Raw genomic sequence first — 21,953 nt, forward strand, 5'->3', positions numbered from 1 at the left:
TCCTGGGGCGCAGATGCGCCGACGCAGGAGATCGACGATGACGACCGCCCCGTCCGACTGGCTCCGGTCCCGACGACCGCCGCCCGAGCCGCAGGGGCCGCTGCTTCCCGTGGTCTGGCTGCTGGGGCGCACCGGGTCGGGCAAGTCGTCCTTGGTGCGCGCTCTCACCGGCCTGTCAGAAGCCGAGATCGGCAACGGCTACGCCCCCTGCACCCGCACGGCGCGCCGCTATGACCTGCCTGCGGAACAGCCGGTCCTGCGGTTTCTCGATACGCGCGGCCTGGGCGAGGCGGGCTACGATCCGGCCGAGGACCTGGCCGCCGCCGCGCGGTCCTCGCACCTCGTGCTGGCGCTCGCCCGGCTCGACGATCCCGCGCAGGGCGAGGTGGCCGAAGCGCTCGCGCGGGTGGTCCGGCGCGACCCGGCCATCCGCGTGATCGTCGTCCACACCGGCCCCGACCTCGTGCCCGATCCCGAGGAGCGCGCCCGCGCTCGCCACGCCACGCAGGCCCGCTTCGAGCGGGCGGCGGGCCACGGCCTGCCTTTTGTCGAACTCGACCTCGCCACGCCCGACCCCGACCGGGCCGAGCCGCTGCGCCCGCTCCTGGGCGAGGCGCTTCCAGATGTGGCTCTCCTCCTCGCCCGCGCGGCGCACCGGGGCAGCGAGTCGGCCCGCTGGGCCGCGAACCGCGCGGTGGTGCTGGGCTACGCGGGCAGCGCGGGGGCGGTGGACGCGGCGCCGATCCTGGGGGCGGTGGCGGTCCCTGCCATCCAGGCCGCGATGCTGGCGGCCCTGGCGGGGCGCTACGGCGTCGAATGGACCCGACCGCGCATGATCGAGTTCGCGACCGCCCTGGGCGGCGGCGTGGCGCTGCGGGTCGGGGCGGGCTTCGGGTTGCGGCAGATGGCCAAGCTCGTCCCCGTCCTGGGCCAGACCGCCGGGGCGGCCGCTGCAGGCGCGCTCAGCTTTGCCACGACCTATGCCCTGGGCCGGGCGGCGGCGCTCTATCTCCACGCCCTCGGCCGGCAGGAGCAGGTCTCGCCCGAGGCCCTGCGCGCGACCTTCGCCGAGGCGCTGCGGCAGGGGCGCCCATGAGCCCTGCCTCGACCTCCGCACGCCTGCGACGGGCGCTCCTGCGCTGGGACCGGCTCCTGGTCCTCACCGCGGCGGCGCTGCCGACGCTCGTCTCCGCGGTCCTAGGCTTCCTCTGGTTGGGCGAGCGTGGCCTTCTCCTGCCCTTCGCCGGGGGCTGCGCGGCGCTCGCGGCCCTCGTGGCGGGCGCGCGCGTGCTGGCGCGGTGGCGCCCGGTCACCGCCCCGTCCGCCCTGTCCCCCGACCTTGCCGTGGCCCCCGACCCGGACTGGTCCGAGCGGGAGACCGCCGTCTTCGGGCGGGTGCGCGCCCGGATCGAGGCGCGAACGGCCGAGGCGCAGCCCTGGAATCGGATGCCCGACCTCGTGATGGAGGTGCTGCGCGAAGTGGCCACGGGCCTGGGCGGCCGGGGCGTGCTCGACTTCACCCTGCCCGAGGCGCTCCTGCTCGTGGAGCGCACCGCCTCGCGCTACCGCGCCCGGATGCGCCGCCACGTGCCCTTCGTCGACCGTGTCTCGATCCGCACCATCGAATGGGCCTGGACCCGGCGCAGGGCGCTGCACCAAGGCTACACCTGGGCCAGCGCCGCGCACCGGCTCGCGCGGATTGCAAGCAATCCGCCTGCCGCCATCCTGCGCGAGGTCGAAGGCCTCGTCGCGGGCGGCAACGCAGGCTGGCTGGGTGGGCAGATGCAGGGAGTGGCGCAGGCGCTCCTGCTGGAGGAGGTCGCCCATGCGGCGGTCGAGCTCTACGGCGGTCGGCTGCGGTTCTCGGATGCGGAGCTGCTGGAACTGGGCCTCGCGGGCGCGGACCTCGACCGGGCGCGCCTCGTCGCCCCCGACGCCCCACTACGGGTCCTCCTCGTGGGCCAGACCGGCGCGGGCAAGTCGACCATGCTCAACGCGCTTCTCGGGGCCGACCACGCCGAGACCGACGCCGCGCCCACCACGCCGGGCTTCGTGGCTCACGAAGGCGAAATCGATGGCCTTCCCTGCTTTCTGGTGGACAGCGCGGGCCTCGACGGGGGCGAGGCCGGGCTCGACACGCTCCTGGCCGAGATGGAGCGGGCGGACCTGATCCTCTGGGTCCTGCGCGCCAACCGTCCGGGACGTGCCGTCGACCAGCGACTCCTGCGCCGCTTCCAGGCCGCCTTCGACGCCACGCCCGAGCGGCAGCGGCCCGAGATCGTCGCCGTCGCGACCGGCGTCGACCGGCTCCTGCCCGGCTGGCCGTTCCCCGAGAACCTCCTGCCGCCCGAGGCGCAGGTCCGGGTGGCTGAAGCGGTGCAGGCCATCGGCGCCGACCTCGACGTGCGGCTGCCGGTCCCGGTCTGCGCGATCGCGCCCGAGTGGAACATCGAGGCGCTGCGGACCGCGCTCATCGCTGCCCTGCCGCGCGCGATCAAGGCCCAGCGCAACCGACGGCGACTGGAGGCGACGCAGGGCAGCGGCCTGCGGCAGGAGGTCGGGCGCGCCGGTCGCGGCTTGGTCCTTGGGGCCGAGACGCTCGGCGGCCGGCTCCTGCGGCGCGTTCGGCCGGGGGGCGAGAGGCCCAGGGGATCGACCGACCCGGCCTAGGCCCCAGTGCCGTTGGGCGCCGAGCCCGTGCTGCCCCGTACAAGGAGCGTGAGCGGCAGCACCTCGCGCCCTTGCGGCATGGGTCCGTCGAGGATGGCAGCGACGGCGCGCTCGGCGATGCGGCGGAAGGGCTGCTCGACGGTGCTGAGCGGCGGCTCGGTCCGCGCGCCCTCGGGCACCCCGTCGAAGCCCATGACCGAAACCTGCCCCGGCACGGCCAAGCCCCGCTCCGCGAGCCAGCCCAGCGCCGCCATCGCCACCTTGTCCGACATGGCCAGCAGCCCGGTGGGCGGCTCGGGCTCATCGAACAGGAGAGCCAGCGCCGCGCCCACGTTGCTGCCGTCGTCGCGGATCGCCAGAATCGGGACCTCGGCCTCGGGAAGGCCCGCCTCGGCCAGGGCCGCCCAATAGCCGCGCGCGCGCTCGCGCACGTTCATGTAGCGTGTGGCGCGCACGCGGTCGGGCTGGACCCGGTCGGGAGCCGCGCCCAGCCCGATCCCCAGGATGGCGAGCCGGCGGTGGCCGAGCCCCAGAAGGTGCCGCGCCGCGAGTCTGGCCCCGCCGAAGTCGTCGATGTCCACCGCCGGCACATCCGGCTCGGCGTGGTCCAGCGAAAGCGCCACGAAGGGCAGCCCCCGCCGTTGGGCGATCTCCACCAGAAGCTCGCGCCCCCCGCAGCGCAGCAGAAAACCGTCCACGAGCGCACTCTCGATGCTCCAGCCGGGCTGCCCCGCGGCGACGGACACCAGCGCGAGGCCCGCCCCGCGGGCGTCGCAGGCCCGCGCTACCTCGGTCATCAGCCGCCGCGCCCAGGGATCGGCGAAGAAGTATTCCAGCGGCTCGGCCGCCGCCACGCCGATCGCATTGGTCTTGCCCGCGCGCAGGAGCCGCCCCTTGGGGCTCGGCCCCGCATAGCCCAGCGCGCGCGCCGCCTCGCGCACCCGCTCGCGCACCTCCTCGCGCACGACCTCGGGACGGTTGAAGACGTTCGAGGCGGTGCCCTGCGACACCCCCGCCGCCTCGGCCACATCCCGAAGCCGGATGGTCCGGCCGCTGCCCGTCATGGTCGGGTTCCCCCTGCTCCGCGAATCCTCGCCATCGTTTGGATCGATTCAAAATGGCTCTTGACGCAGACCTACCATCGGGTGTTGAATCGGTTCAATAGGAAAGCATTTCACGATCCTTTGCACGGCCCACCTTTCGTTCCACGGAGTTTTCCGATGACCGACCGAATTGCCGCCCCGCACCCTGCCCAGCCGTCCGCTTGGGCCCAGGCCTATGTGGGGCTGCCCTATATCCTCGGCGCGGGAGAATGCGCCCATCGCGCCGCCCTGGTCTGGCGGCAGGAGTTCGGGCTGGAGATCGAGGTCTCGCCCGCCCATGGCAATCTGCAACTCGCCCAAGACCTGATCCGGGCCGAGCTGCAAAGGCCGAACTGGACCCCTGTGCGCCGCCCGCAGGAGGGCGACGCGGTCGTGATGTGGAAAGGTCGGCTCCTTGCCCATGTCGGCGTCTGGGTGGCGCCCGGCCATATCCTTCACTGCACCCGTGCCGACGGCATGACGCTGACGCCCGAGGCCGAGCTGGAGGCGCAGGGTTTCCGCGTCTTCGGCTTCTTCCGCTGGCAGGCGGCCGAGGCGCTGGCCGCCTAGACCTCCTCCACCTCCACGACGCCGGCGACCGAGCGCAGCGCACGCCGGATCTCGGGCGAGACGGGGAAGTTGTCCCCCAGCTCCAGTTCCACCTCGCCCGGCAAACTCGGGTGCTGGAGCAGGAGTGTCACCGGCCCGCCCCTCGCGCGCCGGGCGGCGGCCCGGGCCTGCTCCAGCACGCGCGCGACCGAGGTCAGCGCCTCCTCGGCCTCCACGAAGACCCTCAGCCCCATCAGGCCTGCCGCCACCACCTCGTCGATGGGCGTGACCGTCCGGCCCGTCAAGCGAAGCTGGTCGCCCTCGGAGGTGCACTCGACCTGGATCACGACGCGGTTGCCTGGCTCCAGATGCGGCCGTCCTGCCTCCAGCGCCTCGGAGAACAGCGTCACCTCGAACTGCCCCGTCGGGTCGGACATGGAAACGAAGGCGAAGCGGTTGCCCCGCGCGCTCTTCCTTTCCTGCCGGGCAGCGACGGTGCCGGCGATGCGGGTGACGAAGGGGCCGTCCTGCACCTTCAGCGCCACCTCGTCGTAGGTCATCACCTTGGCCCGCTTCAAGGCCGACAGGTGGTCGTCCAGCGGATGGCCGGTGAGATAGAAGCCCACGGCCTTGAACTCCTCGGCCAGCCGCTCGGGCGGGTCCCAGTCGGGGCCGTTGGGCAGGCGCGGCTCAGGCAGGTCCGCCCCTGCCTCGCCGAAGAGCGAGACCTGCGACGACGATCGCTGCTCGTGCACGGCCGCCGAATAGGCCACCAGCGCATCGAGAGATTCGCAGACCCGCCGGCGGTTCTTGTCCAGCTGGTCGAAGGCCCCGGCGCGGGCCAGCATCTCCAGCGGCCGCTTGCCGACCTTCTTGAGGTCCACCCGCCGGGCCATGTCGAAGAGCGTTGCAAAGGGCCGCCGGTCGCGCCCCCGCACGATCAGCTCCATCGCCTCCACGCCCACGTTCTTGAGCGCTCCCAGCCCGTAGACGAGCTTCCCGTCCTCGACGCTGAACACGGCCTGCGAACGATTCACGCAGGGGGGCACGGTCGGGATCTTCAGGTGCTTGCGCACCTCCTGAAAGTAGACGGCCAGCTTGTCGGTAAGATGCAGGTCGCAGTTCATGACGCCCGCCATGAACTCGACCGGGTGGTTCGCCTTGAGCCAGGCGGTCTGGTAGCTGACCAGCGCGTAGGCGGCGGCGTGGGATTTGTTGAAGCCGTAGTTGGCGAACTTCTCCAGAAGGTCGAAGACCTCGCCGGCCTTGTCCTTGGGGACGCCGTTGCGGATGGACCCTTCGATGAACTTGGGGCGCTCCTTGGCCATCTCCTCGGGGATCTTCTTGCCCATGGCGCGGCGCAGGAGGTCCGCGCCGCCGAGCGAATAGCCCGCCATGACCTGCGCGATCTCCATCACCTGTTCCTGGTAGACGATGATCCCCTGCGTTTCCTTCAGGATGTGGTCGATGGTGGGGTGGAGCGGCTCCAGCGCGCGGGTGCCGTTCTTGACCTCGCAGTAGACGGGGATGTTCTCCATCGGGCCGGGGCGGTAGAGCGCCACGAGAGCCACGATGTCCTCGATGCAGGTGGGCTTCATGCGCTTGAGCGCGTCCATCATGCCGGTGGATTCCACCTGGAACACGGCGACGGTGCGGGCGCGGGAGTAGAGGTCGTAGGTCGGCTTGTCGTCCAAGGGGATGGCGAGGATGTCGTTCTCGGTCCCCGGGGCGGGGTCGTAGATGCGGCGGCCGTCGGCGGCGATGTGGAGGTCGCGCGTCTTGCGGATCAGCTTGACCGCGTTGTCGATCATGGTGAGCGTCTTGAGGCCCAGGAAGTCGAACTTCACGAGGCCCGCCTGCTCCACCCACTTCATGTTGAACTGGGTCGCGGGCATGTCGTCCGTGCCCGGCGCGCGGTAGAGCGGCACGAGTTCATCGAGCGGACGATCCCCGATCACTACGCCGGCCGCGTGGGTGGAGGCGTTGCGGAGGAGCCCTTCGAGCTGCTCGGCATACTCCATGCAGCGTTTGACCACCTCGGCGGCGCGCATCTCCTCGCGCAGGCGCGGCTCGTCGGCCAGCGCCTTGGTGATGGAGACGGGCTTCACGCCCTCCATCGGGATCATCTTGGACAGGCGATCCACCTGTCCGTAGGGCATCTGGAGCACGCGGCCCACGTCGCGCACGGCGGCCTTGGACAGCATCGCGCCGAAGGTGATGATTTGGCCGACCTTGTCCTCGCCGTACTTCTGCTGGACGTAGCGGATGACCTCCTCGCGGCGGTCCATGCAGAAGTCGATGTCGAAGTCGGGCATCGACACGCGCTCGGGGTTCAGGAACCGCTCGAACAGCAGGGAATAGCGCAGGGGATCGAGGTCGGTGATGGTCAGTGCATAGGCGACGAGCGAACCCGCGCCCGAGCCCCGCCCCGGTCCCACGGGGATGCCCTGCGCCTTGGCCCACTTGATGAAGTCGGCCACGATCAGGAAGTAGCCGGGGAAGCCCATCTGCTCGATGATGCCGACCTCGAAGGCCAAGCGCTTCTCGTATTCCTCCACCGGGGCGGCATGGGGGATGACCTTGAGCCGGGCCTCCAGCCCCTCCTTGGCCTGCCGCCGCAGCTCCTCGACCTCGTTCTCGGCAAAGCGTGGCAGGATCGGCTTGCGCTTGGGCGCCTTGAAAGCGCAGCGCCGGGCGATCTCGACGGTGTTCTCCAGCGCCTCGGGCAGGTCGGCGAACAGCGTCGCCATCTCGGCCTGAGACTTGAAATAATGCTGGGGCGTCAGCTTTCGCCGTGGCTGCGGCTGGTCGACATAGGCCCCCTCGGCGATCGCTAGAAGCGCGTCATGCGCCTCGTAAAGTCCTTCCTTGGGGAAATAGACGTCGTTCGTCGCCACGATGGGCAGATCGAGCGCGTAGGCCAGCTCCAGCGTCGGACGTTCGGTCAGACGCTCGGCCTCGGGGAGCCCGCCGTCCACCGGGTGGCGCTGCAGCTCGACATAGAGCCGGCCCGGGTAGATCCCGGCCAGCCGTCGCAGGAACTCCTCCGCCTTCCCCTGGCTCCCCTGCCGCAGAAGCCGCCCCAAGGGGCCGTCCGGGCCGCCCGTCAGGCAGATCAGCCCCGCCGAATGCCGCTCCAGATCCTCGAGCGTCACCTGCGGCAGCCCGTCCCCGTTGGTGTCCACGAGATAGGCGCAGGTGGACAGCTTCATCAGGTTCATCCACCCCGCCTCGGTCTGGGCGAGGAGGACGACCGGCGCGGGGCGATAGGGCGCGCGGCCGGGGTCGGGCGGCAGGTAGCAGAGGTCCCACTGCGCGCCCACGATGGGCTGCACGCCCATCTTGGCCGCGGTCTCCGAGAACTCCAGCGCCGCGAACATGGCGTTGGTGTCGGTGAGCGCCACGGCGGGCATCCCCGCCTCGGCGGCGAGCTTGGGCAGCTTCTTCACCGGAACCGCGCCCTCGAGGAGCGAGTGTTCGGAATGGACGCGCAGATGGATGAAGCGGGGATCGGCCATGTCTGCCACCCTACCCCCGCGGCCCCCGAGTTGGGAAGTCGGGACGGCGCAGGTTGCCGCGCGGTCGTGGCCGTCAGGCTGCCCGAGCCGCTCCGTCGTCCAGGGACGTCAGCAATGCGGCCGCCAGTGCGAGGCAGGCCAGCAGCCCGCCCAAGATGGCGATTCCGCCCCAGCCGGGCCGCAGCAGCAGGAGCAGGATCGTCGGCACCTGCAGCGCAAGGCCTCGCCGCGCGTGCCGCAGGGCCCGCCGCCCGGCCATGAGCGCCGCCTCGCCGTCACGTCGCAGGGCGCGGGCGCAGGCGGGCTGGAACCCCGCCCGGCCCAGCGCCAGCGCGAGGCTCCCCAGGGCGGCCGCCAGCAGCGCCCAGGCCTCCACCGCGACGCCCTCGGTCGCCGCCAGCACGCCGCCCGAGATCAGCACGGCCAGCAGCGAGGGCCGAAGCGCCCGCCGGTCGAGCCGGGCCCCCTCGCGCACCGCGCGCAGCACGGCGGCCTCGTCGCGACGCGCGGCCGCCAGTCGCAAGCCCAACCGGAGCGCCGCGCCGGACCAGAGAAGGACGCCCAGGACGTGGGCCAGGGCGAGAAAGAGGATCGGCTCCATCGCACGCGTTCCGCCACAAGGAGAGTTGCGGCCGCCTCTTTACGCGGCGGCCGGACACGGGGGGAGGTGGTTGCATTCGGCTCGGAGCATTCCCGCGCAGGCGTAGGAACGATCCCGCGCAGCCGGACGGGAACGGCCGTGGCCACACCCGCCGAAGTTCCTTGCACCAGGGTCAGGCAGGCTGGGCCGCCGAGGCGCGAGCCCGGCCCGGCATCAGTCCAAGCGCCACGCCGCAGCCCAGAAAGGCGACGGGCACGAGCAGCGCGGGGTCGGTCCAGCCGGGCTTCAGCACCATCAACGCGATGATGGCGAACTGTCCGCCCAGGTCGACCTTGACGAGCCGCAGCACCCGGCGGCCGAGCGCGATGGCCTGCGCCATGTCGCCCTCGTCGCGCCAGACCTTGACCGCCCGTTCCGTGGTCGGGCCCAACACCGCGCCGCCCAGCGCCGCCGTGGCCACGACGACCGCCGTGGCCAGCACCGTCCACGCCGCGAAGCCCCAGCCCCCTAGCCAGGCCAGCCCGAGCCCGGTGAGGATGACGAGAAGGCTCAGCGGCAGGAACACGCGGTTGCCGAGGAGCGCCACGTAGGAGACGCCGGTCATCGTGGCGGCATCGTCGCCCCGGCGGTCGAGGAGCAGGACGAGCAGGGTCATGATCGAGGCGCCGCCGACCCAAAGGATCGCGCCGACGACGTGGACGAGTTTGAGAAGAAGATAAGGGTCCATGGGAATGGGTCCGGTCCAAAAGGGGAAACTGGCAAAATCGTGGCGCCAGATGGCACGGCGCCACCCCGGCCCGACAGTCAGGAAATCCCGACCGCGCGAGGAGTTGCCTCCAGGGCTTGCCAAGAGGGGCGGCTTGCGCCTTGATGGCGCCCGGGCCGCGGTCTACGCCGCATCGACCGCGCGCCTTTTCGGCCAACAGGGTAACGCGGCGGGCTTTCACATGGAGATCGAGTTTCTCCTCAACGGGGAACGGGTCGCGGCGCGGGGGCCGGCGACGCGGACGCTCCTGGACTGGCTGCGCGAGGAACGCAGACTCACGGGCACCAAGGAGGGCTGCAACGAGGGCGACTGCGGCGCCTGCACCGTGATGGTGACGGACGCAAGGGGCGCGCGGGCGCTCAACGCCTGCATCCTGTTCCTGCCCCAGCTCGCCGGCAAGGCCGTCCGCACCGTCGAGGGGATCGCCTCGCCCGAGGGCGACCTTCATCCCGTGCAGCAGGCGATGATTGACCACCACGGCTCGCAATGCGGCTTCTGCACCCCGGGCTTCGTGGTGGCGATGGCGGCCGCGCACCTGAACGGGGACCGCGACCACGACACGGCGCTCGCCGGGAATCTTTGCCGCTGCACGGGCTACGCCCCCATCATTCGTGCGGCCGAGGCGGCGGCCCTCGTCCCCGTGCCCGACTGGTTGCGCGACGAACCCTTCGGAGAAGCACCCTCTGGGGCGCTGGGCACCCCCTCCGGCCCCGGCGCGGGCGACATGCCCCCATCCGAGGGCTGGGCCGGCCGGCGCGAGGATGCGGTGGACACCGCCCAGACCCGCGTCACCGGCTCAGGCCCCGTGCCCGACCCCACAGGCACGCGCGGCGAGACCACGGGCGGCGCCGTCCCGGCCGGGACGGCAAAGCCCGCGCCCATCGCCCTGCCCTTCCCTGCGCCAATCCCTGACGGCGCGGCTTTCCTGCCCGACAGCGCCGACGCGCTCGCCGCCTGGTATGCCGCCAACCCCGACGCCACGCTGGTCGCCGGGGCGACGGATGTGGGGCTCTGGGTGACCAAGGGCCTGCGCGACCTGCCCAAGGTGGCCTTCCTCCACCGCGCCCGCGACCTCGCCCGGATCGAGACCCAGGGCGACCGCCTCCGCTTCGGCGCGGGCGCCACCATGACCGAGGTGCTTTCGGCCGTCGCCCACCGCTACCCGAGCTGGGCCGCGCTCATCCGCCGCTACGGTTCGGCGCAGGTGAGGAACGCCGCCACCATCGGCGGCAACATCGCCAACGGCAGCCCCATCGGGGACAACCCGCCCGCTCTGATCGCCCTGGGGGCCACGCTCCACCTGCGCAAAGGGGACACCCGCCGCGACATACCCTTGGAGGCCTTCTTTCTCGCCTACGGCAAGCAGGACCGCCAGCCCGGCGAGTTCGTGGAGGCAGTGACGATCCCTGCCGCGGCTCCTGCCTTCCGGGTCTACAAGCTCTCCAAGCGCTTCGACCAGGACATCTCGGCCGTCTGCGGCGGCTTCCACGTGACCATCGAGAACGGGGCCGTGACCGCCGCCCGCATCGCCTTCGGCGGCATGGCCGGCGTGCCCAAGCGCGCGTCCCATGTCGAGGCGGCCCTCCTCGGCCAGCCCTGGACCGCCGAGACCATTGCGGCGGCGATGCCCGCCTTCGCGCAAGACTTCACGCCCCTCTCCGACATGCGTGCCTCGGCGACCTACCGGCTGGAGGCCGCCGCAGGAATGCTGATGCGCTACCACGCCGAGCTCTCCGGCGCCGTCATCGACATCCGGGGGATCACGCCATGACCGTGGGCCTGCGCGAGACGCACGACTCCGCCCTTCTCCACGTCACGGGGCAGGCGCGCTACGTCGACGACATCCCCGCTCCTGCGGGCTGCCTGCACCTGGCCTTCGGCCTGTCCGACATCGCCCATGGGCGGCTCCTTTCGCTGGACCTCTCGGACGTGCGCGCCGCGCCGGGGGTGGTGGACGTGATGGCAGCCGGGGACCTCCTCCGCCCCGCCGATTGCTCCCCTTCCGTCCACGACGAGCCGCTCCTCTGCGACGGCACGATCCACTACCTCGGCCAGCCGCTCTTCCTCGTCATCGCCACGAGCCACCTCGCCGCGCGCAGGGCCGCCAAGCTGGCCCGAGCCGAGGTCGAGGCCGCCCCGCCCCTCCTCACCATCGACGAGGCGCTGGCCGCCGACAGCCGCTTCGAGGACGGCCCCCGCACCTGGACCAAGGGTGACGTCTCCGCGGCCCTTGCCAGTGCCCCTCGGCGGCTCAGGGGCGTGCTGGAGATGGGCGGTCAGGAGCACTTCTACCTCGAAGGCCAGGCCGCCCTCGCCTTGCCCGGAGAAGGGCAGATGGAGGTCCACTCCTCGACCCAGCACCCGAGCGAAATCCAGCACAAGGTCGCCGATGCCCTCGGGCTCCACATGAACGACGTGCGCGTGGTGATGCGGCGGATGGGCGGCGGCTTCGGCGGCAAGGAAAGCCAGGGCAACGCGCTCGCCATCGCCTGCGCCGTGGCCGCCGAGCGGACGGGGCGCGCCTGCCGGATGCGCTACGACCGCGACGACGACATGGTCATCACCGGCAAGCGCCACGACTTCCGCATCGACTACGAGGTGGGCTTCGACGACGAGGGCCACCTCCTCGCGATCGACGTCACGCAATACGCCCGCTGCGGCTGGTCGCAGGACCTGAGCCTCGCCGTCTGCGACCGCGCGATGCTCCACGCCGATAACGCCTACCTCATCCCTCACATGAGGATCACCTCGCATCGCCTCAGGACGCATACGCAATCCGCGACCGCCTTCCGCGGCTTCGGGGGTCCTCAGGGCATGCTGGGAATGGAACGGATCATCGACCACGTCGCGCAGGAGTTGGGCCGCGACCCTGTGGAGGTCCGCCGCCTGAACTTCTACGCTCCGGCGGGAACCCAGGCGGGCCAGACCACGCCCTACGGCATGGAGGTGACCGACTTCCCGCTCCATGAGATGACCGACGCACTCCTCGCCTCCTCGGACTACGAGGCCCGGCGCGCGGCCATCCGCGACTGGAATGCCGGAAGCCCGATCCTCAAGCGTGGCCTCGCCTACGCCCCGGTCAAGTTCGGCATCTCCTTCACGCTCACCCACCTCAACCAGGCGGGCGCACTGGTGAACGTCTACCGGGACGGCTCGATCCTGCTGAACCATGGCGGGACCGAGATGGGTCAGGGCCTTCATCGCAAGGTCACGCAGGTCGCGGCCTCACGGCTGGGCGTGCCGCTGTCGCGCGTCCGCATCAGTGCGACCGACACGACCAAGGTGCCCAACACCTCGGCCACCGCCGCCTCCTCTGGCGCGGATCTCAACGGCATGGCGACGCAGGCGGCCTGCGACACCATCCGCGACCGCATGGCCCAGCGTCTCGCCGGCCTCCACCAGACCACGCCCGACCGGGTCGAGTTCGCGGACGGCATGGTCACGGTCGGCGGGCAGGAACTCACCTGGGACGCGGCCGTCGAGGCCTGCTATCTCGGCCGGGTGTCGCTGTCGGCCACGGGCTACTACGCCACGCCCGACCTCGAATGGGACCGGCGGCGCGGCCAGGGACGGCCCTTCTTCTACTTTTCCTACGGTTGCGCGGTGACCGAGGTCGTCCTCGACACGCTCACGGGCGAGAACCGCATCCTGCGCGCCGACATCCTGCACGACTGCGGGTCGTCGCTGAACCCCGCGCTGGACATCGGCCAGATCGAAGGCGGCTACGTTCAAGGCGCAGGCTGGCTCACCACCGAGGAGCTGGTCTGGGACGACAAGGGTCGGCTTCGGACCCACGCGCCCTCGACCTACAAGATCCCCGCCGTCTCCGACCGCCCGGCCGTGTTCAACGTGCGCCTCTGGGACGCGCCGAACCCATCCGCAACGATCTACCGTTCCAAGGCCGTGGGCGAGCCGCCGTTCATGCTAGGCATCTCGGTTTTCCTCGCGCTCGGGGACGCCTGCGCGGCCTGCGGGCCGCACTTTCCCGACCTCCAGGCCCCCGCGACGCCGGAACGGGTGCTCCAGGCGGTCCACCGGGCGCGGGGCGGATGAGCCTCGACCTTCCTGCCCTCCGCGCGGCGGTCGCCACCCAAGGCGCGGTGGTCCGCATCCTCGTGGTCACCGTCGCGGGCTCGGTCCCGCGCGAGGCCGGGACCTCCATGCTCGTCTGGGCAGGCGGCGAGGACGGCACCATCGGCGGGGGCGAACTGGAGAACCAGGCCATCGCCGAGGCGCGGGCCATGCTGGCCGAGCCCGCGCCCGCCCCGCGGCTGCGCCCCATCCCGCTCGGGCCCGCGCTGGGCCAGTGCTGCGGCGGCTCGGTCACGCTCGCCTGGGAGCGGTTCGACGCCGCCACGCTCCCGACCGCGCTGCCCTACACGCGGCCCCTCGGGGGCAGCGCCACCCCGCGCCCCGCGCTCGACCCCGCGCCCGGCACGCCGCCGCAGGTCCGCGACGGCTGGCTGGTCGAGACCGCGCCCGCGCCGGGTCGCCCGCTCTGGGTCTGGGGCGCGGGCCATGTCGGGCGCGCGATCGTGGACGTGCTGGCCCCCTGGCCGGGCGTGGCGATCACCTGGATCGACCTGGGCCCCGACCGCTACCCCGACCGCGTGCCCGCGGGCGTGACGAGACTGCCCGCCGCCGAGCCCCCCGCGCTGGTCCGCTACGCGCCCACCGACGCCGACCATCTGGTCCTCACGCGCTCGCACGAGCTCGATCTCCAGCTCTGCCACGCGCTCCTGCGGCACGGCTTCGCCAGCCTCGGCCTGATCGGCTCGGCCACCAAGATGGCCCGCTTCCGCACAAAGCTCGCTGCGCTTGGCCACACGGCCGCTCACATTTCGCGCATTGCCTGCCCGATAGGCGATCCCACCTTGGGAAAGCACCCCCAAGCCATTGCCGTCGGCGTCGCCGCTGCGCTAATGCGGGCCGCAGGGGCAGGCGATCTACGCCAGGAAAGGGACGCGACCGGATGAGCGACGTGCTGCTGGCGATCCGGGGATTGACCAAGGCCTATCCCGGCGTGATCGCCAACAGCGACGTGAGCTTCGACATCCGCTCCGCTTCGGTCCATGCGCTGCTGGGCGAGAACGGCGCCGGCAAGTCCACGCTGGTCAAGACGATCTATGGCCTCGTGCGGCCCGACGTCGGGACCATGGCGCTCGGGGGCCGCCCCTACGCCCCGCCCGAGCCGCGCGCCGCCCGCGCCGCCGGCGTGGCGATGGTGTTCCAGCACTTCTCGCTCTTCGACGCGCTCGACGTGGCCGAGAACATCGCCCTGGGCATGGAGAATCCCCCGCCCCTGCGTGACCTCGCCGCCCGCATCACGGAGGTCTCGCACGAATACGGCCTGCCGCTCGACCCCCGCCGCAGCGTGGGCGACCTTTCGGCCGGCGAGCGCCAGCGGGTCGAGATCATCCGCTGCCTCCTCCAGTCCCCGCGCCTCCTCATCATGGACGAGCCCACCTCGGTCCTGACCCCTCAGGAGGTGGAGATACTGTTCCGCACGCTGCGGCAGCTCCGCGACGAGGGGATGGCGATCCTCTACATCTCCCACAAACTCGAGGAGATCCGCGCCCTCTGCGAGGAGGCGACCATCCTGCGCGGTGGCCGCGTGGTCGCCACCTGCGACCCGCGCGTGACCTCGGCCCGCCGGATGGCCGAGATGATGGTGGGCGGCACGCTTCGCACCCCCGCACGGACTTCGGTCGGCGGGGGCGAGGTCGTGCTGGAAGTGGCCTCGCTCACCGCGTCCTCGCCGCGCCTGCATGGCACGGCGCTCCGCGACGTGACCTTCTCGGTCAGCCGGGGCGAGGTCCTGGGCATCGGCGGCGTCGCCGGCAACGGCCAGGACGAGCTTCTCCTCGCCCTCTCGGGCGAGATGCGCACCGCCCCCGGCATGGTCCGCCTCAAGGGCGAGCCCGTGGGCACCTGCCGCCCCTCCGAACGGCGCGCGCGCGGCCTCCTCTGCGCCCCCGAGGAGCGCAACGGCCACGCGAGCGCCCCGGACATGACCCTCACCGAGAACGCCTTTCTGACGGGCCGCGTGCGCGAGGGGCTCGCCCGGCGCGGGCTCGTGAACTGGGGGGCCGCGACGAGGTTCGCCGAGCGGATCATCCAAAGCTTCGACGTGCGCACGCCCGGCCCCGGCGTCGCCGCGCGCTCGCTCTCGGGGGGAAACCTCCAGAAGTTCGTGATCGGGCGCGAGATCCTCCAGCGCCCCGAGGTGCTGGTGGTGAACCAGCCCACCTGGGGCGTGGACGCCGCCGCCGCCGCCGCGATCCGGCAGGCGCTGCTCGACCTCGCCTCGCAGGGGGCGGCTGTGGTGGTGGTGAGCCAGGACCTCGACGAGCTCATGGAGATTTCCGACCGCTTCGCCGCCCTGAACGAAGGCCGCCTGTCCCCGGCCCGCCCCGCACGCGGCCTGTCGGTCGAGGAGATCGGCCTCCTCCTCGGCGGTGCGCACGGCATGGAGGTCGCCCATGCCCACCATTAGCCGGCCCGCCCCTGTCCGCCGTCGCAGGCGTATTTCTGCCAAGTTGATAGGGCATCGCTCATCGACCTGGTCCCAATACGCATCCCACCCCGGCCGGAGGCGCACCGCATGATCGTCCTAGAGAAGCGCCCGAACCCGTCCCGCGCCTGGGCCTTCGCGACGCCGGTCCTGGCGGTGATCGCCACCATGATCGCGGGCGGGCTCCTCTTCGCCGCGCTGGGCAAGGACCCGGTCCTCGCCATCCGAACGATCTTCTGGGACCCGCTCTTCGGCGATTTCGCGAGCTACACGCGCCCGCAGTTGCTCATCAAGGCGGGGCCGCTCATCCTCATCGCTGTCGGCCTGTCCTTCGGCTTCCGCGCCGGCATCTGGAACATCGGGGCCGAGGGGCAATACATCTTGGGCGCGCTCACGGGCGCCGCCGTGGGCTTGGCCTTCTACCCGACCGAGTCGCGCCTTGTCTTTCCGCTCATGGTCGCGGCCGGAGCGCTGGGCGGCATCGCCTGGGCGCTGATCCCCGCGCTCCTCAAGATCCGCTTCGGCACGAACGAGATCCTCGTCTCGCTGATGCTGGTCTACGTGGCCACCAACCTTCTGGCCTATGCGGCCCTGGGGCCGCTCCAGAATCCCGAAGGCATGGGCTTCCCCGGCTCGCGCAACCTGTCCCAGTGGCTGGCCGCCGCGAACCTCGAGCTGTTTCCGGGCACCGGCATCCACTGGGGCGTGATCGCGGCGGGGCTTGCGGTGATCGTGGCCCATGTCCTGCTCGCCCGCCACGTCTTCGGCTTCGCGGTGCGCCTGGCCGGCCAGAGCCCCCGCGCCGCCGCCTTCGCGGGCGTCTCGCCATCGCGGCTGGTGCTGGCCTGCATGGCGATGTCCGGCGGCCTTGCCGGTGCGGCCGGCCTCTTCGAGGTGACGGGGCCCGCCGGGCAGATCTCCATCGACTTCAACGTGGGCTACGGCTTCACGGCCATCATCGTGGCCTTCCTGGGCCGCCTGCACCCCGTCGGCATCCTGCTCGCGGGGCTCCTGATGGCGCTCACCTACATCGGGGGCGAGATGGCGCAGCTCCAGCTCTCGCTGCCCGCCGCCGCCATCCAGCTCTTCCAGGGGATGCTCCTGTTCTTCCTTCTCGCCATGGACGTGCTCACGCAGTTCCGCCTTCGCTGGAAGGGAGCCCCGGTCGTCCCCGCACCCGCAGCCGCAGCCGCCCCGCAGGAGGCGAGCTGATGGATCTGGGCGGCATCTCCCCCATCCTCCTCCTCGCCTCCCTCATGGTGGCATCGACGCCCATCCTCCTCGCCGCGCTGGGCGAGCTGGTGGTGGAGCGCGCGGGCGTCCTCAACCTGGGCGTCGAGGGCATGATGATCACCGGCGCCATCACCGGCTTCGCCACGGCCGTCGCCACGGGCTCGCCCGCCCTGGGCTTCCTTGGCGCGGCAGCCGGCGGGGCGGCGCTGTCGGTGATCTTCGCGGTCCTGGTGCTCTGGCTCAAGTCGAACCAGGTGGCGACCGGCCTCGCGCTCACCCTCTTCGGGCTCGGCCTCGCCTCGCTGATCGGCCAAGGCTACCAGGGCATCCGCGCGCCCTCGACGGCGCGGCTCGACATCCCGCTCCTGTCCGACATTCCCGCGCTGGGGCCCATCCTCTTCCGACACGACTGGGTTGTCTACCTGGGCCTCGCGCTGGTCGCGGGCACCTGGTGGTTCCTGAGTCGCACCCGCGCGGGCCTGACCTTGCGAGCGGTGGGCGAGAACCATGACGCGGCCCACGCGCTGGGCTACCACGTCCTGCGGCTGCGCTTCCTGGCCATCCTCTTCGGCGGGGCCTGCGCGGGCCTGGGCGGCGCCTATCTCAGCCTCGTCCGCGTTCCCCAATGGACCGAGGGCGTCACGGCGGGCGCGGGCTGGATCGCGCTGGCCATCGTGGTCTTCGCCTCCTGGCGGCCCCTGCGGCTCCTCCTCGGCGCCTGGCTCTTCGGTGGCATCTCGGTCCTGCAGCTCAACCTTCAGGCCGCGAATGTCCCAGTCCCGGTCGAGGTCCTGTCGATGGCCCCCTATCTCGTCACCATCCTCGTGCTGGTGCTGATCTCCTCGGGCCGAGGCCGGGCGCGGCTGGCCGCGCCGGGCTCGCTCGGGCAACCCTTCCACGCCTCGCGCTAAGAGGCGTCTCATCCAAGCAGGGAGTTTTGGCATGAAACTGAACAGACGGACGCTGCTCGCCTCGGGCGCCTCGGCCGCGACGCTCGCGACTCTGGGCCTGCCCGTCCGGGCGCAGACGGAGCCGCTCAAGGTCGGCTTCATCTACGTGGGCCCGATCGGCGACGGCGGCTGGACCTTCCAGCACGACCTGGGCCGCCTTGCGGTCGAGGAGCACTTCGGCGACGCGGTCGAGACGATCTACCAGGAATCCGTCCCCGAGGGCGCCGACGCCGAGCGCGCGATCACCCAGATGGTCCTCGCGGGCGCCGACCTGATCTTCACGACCTCCTTCGGCTTCATGGACGCGACCGCCAACGTCGCCGCCCAGTTCCCGGACGTGAAGTTCGAGCATGCGACCGGCTACAAGACGGCCGACAACCTCGCCGTCTACGACGCCCGCTTCTACGAGGGCCGCGCGGTCATCGGCCACATTGCCGGCAAGATGACCAAGACCAACAAGATCGGCTACATCGGCTCCTTCCCGATCCCCGAGGTCATCCAGGGCATCAACTCGTCCTTCATCCATGCCAGGAAGGCGAACCCGGACGTCGAGATGGTGGTGATCTGGGCCTATACCTGGTTCGATCCCGCCAAGGAGGCCGACGCCGCCCAGGCCATGATCGAGCAGGGCGTGGACGTCATCCTGCAGCACACCGACTCGACCGCCCCGCAGGCCGCCGCGCAGGCCGCCGGGAACGTCTTCACCTTCGGTCAAGCGTCCGACATGGAGGCCTTCAAGCCCGTGCCGCGGATCTCCTCGATCATCGACAACTGGGCACCCTACTACATCGGCCGCGTGCAGGCGGCGATCGACGGCACCTGGGCCACCCACTCCTTCTGGGGCGGCATCGCCGACGGCGAGGTGCTGATCGGCGAGATCACCGAGGCCGTGCCGGCCGAGGTCAAGGCCGAGGCCGAGGCCCTGCGCGACCAGATCGCCGCCGGGACGTACCACCCGTTCACCGGTCCGCTGAACAAGCAGGACGGCACGCCCTGGCTGGCCGAAGGTCAGACCGCCACCGACGAGGAGCTGCGCGGCCTGAACTTCTACGTCGAAGGCATCGCGGGCGAGATCCCGGCCTGACGACCACGACCGTCCGGGCCCGCCCAAGCGGCGGGCCCGGTCTCCGGATCAGCCCGTGCGGCGGCGCGCGGCGACGCCCAGCAGGCCCAGCCCGGCCGCCAGCAGCGGCAGGCCGGCGGGCAGCGGAACGGGGGCCACGTCGTACTCGACGACGTAGGCTAGCGCCGCATAGTTATCCTGCATGTCGTTCCACATGGTGTCATACCACCAACCGACAGCGAAGTTCTCCGCCCCGTCACGACCCATGTTGTTCGGCTCCCAATCGGCCCAGTTGTCCCAGGTCGAATACAGGGACTGACCCGCTTCCGGGCCCGTGACCCAACGCCAGTCGCCTTCCTCCTCGGCATCCGAGGCCCCCAGCCAAGCCGACGTGTAGCCATGGAAACCTTCTCCGTTGCCCGACGAGGTCCAGTTGAGGACATCGAGGAACATCTGCTCCGACGCTGACGTCACCGTCGCAAGATGGCCGCTCGCACCCAGGAAGCTGAGTCCGGCCGCAGCCGCCATCGCTCCGCCGAACGTCGCCTGCGAGTACCAGGTGACCAATTCGTAGTAGTGTCCGTTCCCCTCCCACTTGACCGGTCCGGCCAAGGCCGGCGTGGCCAGTCCAATGGCCAGCGCGAGCGCCGACAGTTTCTTCAGCCTGTTCATCTCCTTGAAAGCGAAGCGGGCTGCGAGGTATGTACGATCCTAGCATTTTCACGTTTGATTTCCGCCTGTTCCCGTTCAGCCCGGGGACTTGCCACGTCGGCGCCGCCGGTGTTGATGGCGCCATGACCGACTTCCTCATCATCGGCGGCGGCATCGCCGGCGTCTCCGCCGCCGCGCGGCTCTCCGCCCTGGGCTCCGTCACGCTGCTCGAAGCGGAAGGCAGCCTCGCCCATCACGCCTCGTCGCGCTCGGCCGCCGTCTTCGAGGGCACCTATGGCGCCCCCTCCACCGTCGCGCTCAACCGCGCCTCGCGGCCCGAGCTGGAGGCGCGCGGCGCGCTGTCCCCCCGTGGCCTGATGACCGTCGCGCGCGACGAGGACGAGGCGCTCTTCGAAGCCGACCTGCGGGCCCTGGAGATGGAGGAGATCCCCCTCGACGAGGCCCGCGCTCGCCTGCCCGTGCTCGGCCCGGCCGTCACCCGCGCCGCCGTCCAGCCCGACACGCTCGACCTCGACACCGACCTCCTTCTCCAAGGCTTCCTGCGCGAGGCGCGCGCCAACGGCGCGACCGTCCTCACCCGCGCGCCCGTCACGGCCATCCACCGCACCGCGATGGGCTGGGCCGTCGAGGCGGGCGACACGCACGAGGCCCGTGTCCTCGTGAACGCCGCCGGCGCCTGGGCCGACCGTATCGCCACGTTCGCGGGGCTGCCGCCCCTGGGCTTCCAGCCGCTGCGCCGTTCCATGGCGCGCATTCCGTCGCCCGGCGACCCCTCCGCCTGGCCTATGGTCGTCGGCGCGGGCGAAAGCTGGTACATGAAGCCCGACGCCGGCGCCCTCCTCGTCTGCCCGGCCGAGGAGGACCCGCAGGAGCCCCACGACGCCTGGGCCGACGACATGATCCTGGCCGAGGGCCTCGCCCGGTTCGAGGCTCATGTCACCATGACGGTCACGCGCCTCCTCGCGTCCTGGGCGGGCCTTCGGACCTTCGCGCCCGACCGGCAGCTCGTCCTCGGCCCCGACCCGCTGGAGCCGGCCTTTCTCTGGTGCGCAGGCCAGGGAGGCTACGGCTTCCAGACGGCCTGCGCCGCCAGCCGCCACCTGGCCGAGCTGGCCGCAGCCGCGCCGCCCACGCTCGGCCCGGACCTCGTCGCGGCGCTCGGCCCGGCCCGCCTCCGGCGCTAGGTCGCAGGTGCGACCCGACTCCTCCGCAAGAGCGTCACAATCCCCTCCTATCCCCAAAGGGCCGTCATGGCCGCGCGGCGGGGACTCCGGCCTCCGTCGCGTGGAGGAGGCCGTCCCCGAGTTCTGGCGATCGTCGGGGGCGGCTGCCCTCTGGCGGCGAACCCCCTTCCCTCGCGGCCCCCGCGCCGCTACGTGGCGCGCCATGCTTTCCTACCAGCACGGCTATCACGCGGGGAACCTCGCCGACGTCCAGAAGCACGCGATGCTGGCCTGGCTGCTCGCGGACCTCGCGCGCAAGGACAAGCCCCTGTCCTACCTCGAAACCCACGCCGGCCGGGGCCTCTACGACCTGGGCGCCCCCGAGGCGCGCAAGACCGGCGAGGCGGCCGCCGGCATCGCGCGGGCCGAGTCGTGGTTCCCGGCCTCGGACCCCTACGCACGCGTCCTGGCCGAGACGCGCCACCGCCACGGCTCCCGGGCCTATCCTGGCTCGCCGCTGGTGGCCGCGCTCTCCCTGCGCCCGCAGGACCGCCTGACGCTGGCCGAGCTGCACCCGCGCGAATGGGACGAGCTCGACTACAACCTCGTCCCTTACGGCGCAGAGGTCGAGCGATGCGACGGCCTGGCGATGGCTCTGGAGCGCACGCCCCCGACACCGCGCCGCGGCGTCCTCCTCGTCGATCCCTCCTGGGAGGTGAAGGACGACTACGCCTCGGTTCCGGACATCCTCGAGCAGGTCCACGCGCGCTGGAACACCGGCATCCTCCTGCTCTGGTATCCGCTCCTCGCGGACGTCCGTCACGCGCCCATGCTCGATCGCCTCGCCCGCGCCTTTCCGGGCGCGCTGCGCCACGAGGTCCGCTTCCCCCCCGTGCGCGCGGGGCACGGCATGGTCGGCTCGGGCCTCTTCGCCGTGAACCCGCCCCGAGGGCTGGAGGAACGGGCGGCCTGGCTGTCGGACCGCTTCGCGACACTGGGTTGATCCTTAGGCGGCCGGGCCTGCCTCGGACCCGCCGCCGAGGCGCGACCGCCATACGCCAGAAGAAGCGCCGTCAGCAGGCCTATGTCGTTGCTGCCGTTACCGGCGGCCGTGGCCCTAGGATGCGCCGCCCCTTGACCGCAGTACGTCGCCAAAGCCCACCATCTTGCTG

At 71.6% G+C, this 21,953-nt stretch carries 17 protein-coding genes; 12 read left to right on the forward strand and 5 right to left on the reverse strand.

The window, feature by feature from the left end:
- Positions 1–37 precede the first annotated feature (37 nt).
- Both FHG71_RS14580 and FHG71_RS24590 read left to right on the forward strand, forming a co-directional pair.
- The gene (locus FHG71_RS14580; protein ID WP_139082430.1) at positions 38–1,096 is read left to right on the forward strand and encodes a YcjF family protein; all 1,059 of its coding nucleotides are present in this window, start codon (positions 38–40) and stop codon (positions 1,094–1,096) included.
- The gene (locus FHG71_RS24590) at positions 1,093–2,670 is read left to right on the forward strand and encodes a GTPase family protein (RefSeq protein WP_139082431.1); all 1,578 of its coding nucleotides are present in this window, start codon (positions 1,093–1,095) and stop codon (positions 2,668–2,670) included. The genes FHG71_RS14580 and FHG71_RS24590 overlap by 4 nt, the downstream gene beginning before the upstream one ends.
- Here the strand turns inward: FHG71_RS24590 and FHG71_RS14590 are convergent.
- Positions 2,667–3,734 carry a LacI family DNA-binding transcriptional regulator gene (locus FHG71_RS14590; protein WP_139082432.1) on the reverse strand — a complete coding sequence of 356 codons (1,068 nt, stop codon included), beginning with the start codon at positions 3,732–3,734 and terminating at the stop codon, positions 2,667–2,669. The genes FHG71_RS24590 and FHG71_RS14590 overlap by 4 nt on opposite strands.
- 156 nt (positions 3,735–3,890) lie before the next feature.
- Between FHG71_RS14590 and FHG71_RS14595 the strand changes: the two genes are divergently transcribed.
- Complete coding sequence (locus FHG71_RS14595) at positions 3,891–4,322, forward strand: hypothetical protein (RefSeq protein ID WP_139082433.1); 432 nt, start codon at positions 3,891–3,893, stop codon at positions 4,320–4,322.
- On the opposite strand, the gene dnaE is transcribed toward FHG71_RS14595, so the two are convergent.
- The 3 genes from dnaE to FHG71_RS14610 all read right to left on the reverse strand — a co-directional run bounded on the left by dnaE (position 4,319) and on the right by FHG71_RS14610 (position 9,147).
- Positions 4,319–7,819: a DNA polymerase III subunit alpha gene (gene dnaE, locus FHG71_RS14600; protein ID WP_139082434.1), complete on the reverse strand. Its 3,501-nt coding sequence runs from the start codon at positions 7,817–7,819 to the stop codon at positions 4,319–4,321. The genes FHG71_RS14595 and dnaE overlap by 4 nt on opposite strands.
- A 73-nt stretch (positions 7,820–7,892) precedes the next feature.
- Positions 7,893–8,420 (reverse strand): hypothetical protein, encoded by a 528-nt coding sequence (locus FHG71_RS14605; RefSeq protein ID WP_139082435.1) that lies wholly within the window; start codon positions 8,418–8,420, stop codon positions 7,893–7,895.
- Positions 8,421–8,592: 172 nt separating this feature from the next.
- Positions 8,593–9,147, reverse strand: a complete 555-nt coding sequence (locus FHG71_RS14610; RefSeq protein ID WP_139082436.1) for a DUF2269 family protein — start codon at positions 9,145–9,147, stop codon at positions 8,593–8,595.
- 220 nt (positions 9,148–9,367) lie between these two features.
- Between FHG71_RS14610 and xdhA the strand changes: the two genes are divergently transcribed.
- From xdhA to FHG71_RS14645, 7 genes are all read left to right on the forward strand, one after another.
- Complete coding sequence (gene xdhA / locus FHG71_RS14615; protein WP_139082455.1) at positions 9,368–10,957, forward strand: xanthine dehydrogenase small subunit; 1,590 nt, start codon at positions 9,368–9,370, stop codon at positions 10,955–10,957.
- The gene (gene xdhB / locus FHG71_RS14620) at positions 10,954–13,239 is read left to right on the forward strand and encodes a xanthine dehydrogenase molybdopterin binding subunit (RefSeq protein ID WP_139082437.1); all 2,286 of its coding nucleotides are present in this window, start codon (positions 10,954–10,956) and stop codon (positions 13,237–13,239) included. The genes xdhA and xdhB overlap by 4 nt, the downstream gene beginning before the upstream one ends.
- Positions 13,236–14,162 (forward strand): xanthine dehydrogenase accessory protein XdhC, encoded by a 927-nt coding sequence (gene xdhC, locus FHG71_RS14625; RefSeq protein ID WP_139082438.1) that lies wholly within the window; start codon positions 13,236–13,238, stop codon positions 14,160–14,162. The genes xdhB and xdhC overlap by 4 nt, the downstream gene beginning before the upstream one ends.
- The gene (locus FHG71_RS14630) at positions 14,159–15,682 is read left to right on the forward strand and encodes an ABC transporter ATP-binding protein (protein ID WP_139082439.1); all 1,524 of its coding nucleotides are present in this window, start codon (positions 14,159–14,161) and stop codon (positions 15,680–15,682) included. Before xdhC ends, FHG71_RS14630 begins: the two co-directional genes overlap by 4 nt.
- A gap of 108 nt (positions 15,683–15,790) precedes the next feature.
- Positions 15,791–16,912: an ABC transporter permease gene (locus FHG71_RS14635; protein WP_139082440.1), complete on the forward strand. Its 1,122-nt coding sequence runs from the start codon at positions 15,791–15,793 to the stop codon at positions 16,910–16,912.
- Complete coding sequence (locus tag FHG71_RS14640; protein ID WP_139082441.1) at positions 16,912–17,844, forward strand: ABC transporter permease; 933 nt, start codon at positions 16,912–16,914, stop codon at positions 17,842–17,844. Before FHG71_RS14635 ends, FHG71_RS14640 begins: the two co-directional genes overlap by 1 nt.
- Positions 17,845–17,881: 37 nt before the next feature.
- Positions 17,882–18,967 (forward strand): BMP family ABC transporter substrate-binding protein, encoded by a 1,086-nt coding sequence (locus FHG71_RS14645; protein ID WP_176559435.1) that lies wholly within the window; start codon positions 17,882–17,884, stop codon positions 18,965–18,967.
- A 48-nt stretch (positions 18,968–19,015) separates the two neighbouring features.
- On the opposite strand, the gene FHG71_RS14650 is transcribed toward FHG71_RS14645, so the two are convergent.
- Positions 19,016–19,618 (reverse strand): lectin-like protein, encoded by a 603-nt coding sequence (locus FHG71_RS14650; RefSeq protein ID WP_139082443.1) that lies wholly within the window; start codon positions 19,616–19,618, stop codon positions 19,016–19,018.
- A 122-nt stretch (positions 19,619–19,740) separates the two neighbouring features.
- Between FHG71_RS14650 and FHG71_RS14655 the strand changes: the two genes are divergently transcribed.
- Together FHG71_RS14655 and rlmJ are read left to right on the forward strand one after the other, a co-directional pair.
- Positions 19,741–20,802 carry an NAD(P)/FAD-dependent oxidoreductase gene (locus tag FHG71_RS14655; RefSeq protein WP_139082444.1) on the forward strand — a complete coding sequence of 354 codons (1,062 nt, stop codon included), beginning with the start codon at positions 19,741–19,743 and terminating at the stop codon, positions 20,800–20,802.
- Between the two features lie 202 nt (positions 20,803–21,004).
- Entirely contained in the window at positions 21,005–21,784 is a 780-nt protein-coding gene (rlmJ, locus tag FHG71_RS14660) for a 23S rRNA (adenine(2030)-N(6))-methyltransferase RlmJ (protein ID WP_139082445.1), read from the forward strand.
- The last annotated feature ends 169 nt before the right edge of the window (positions 21,785–21,953 follow it).

Source organism: Rubellimicrobium roseum (genome assembly GCF_006152145.1).
Lineage (GTDB): Bacteria > Pseudomonadota > Alphaproteobacteria > Rhodobacterales > Rhodobacteraceae > Rubellimicrobium > Rubellimicrobium roseum.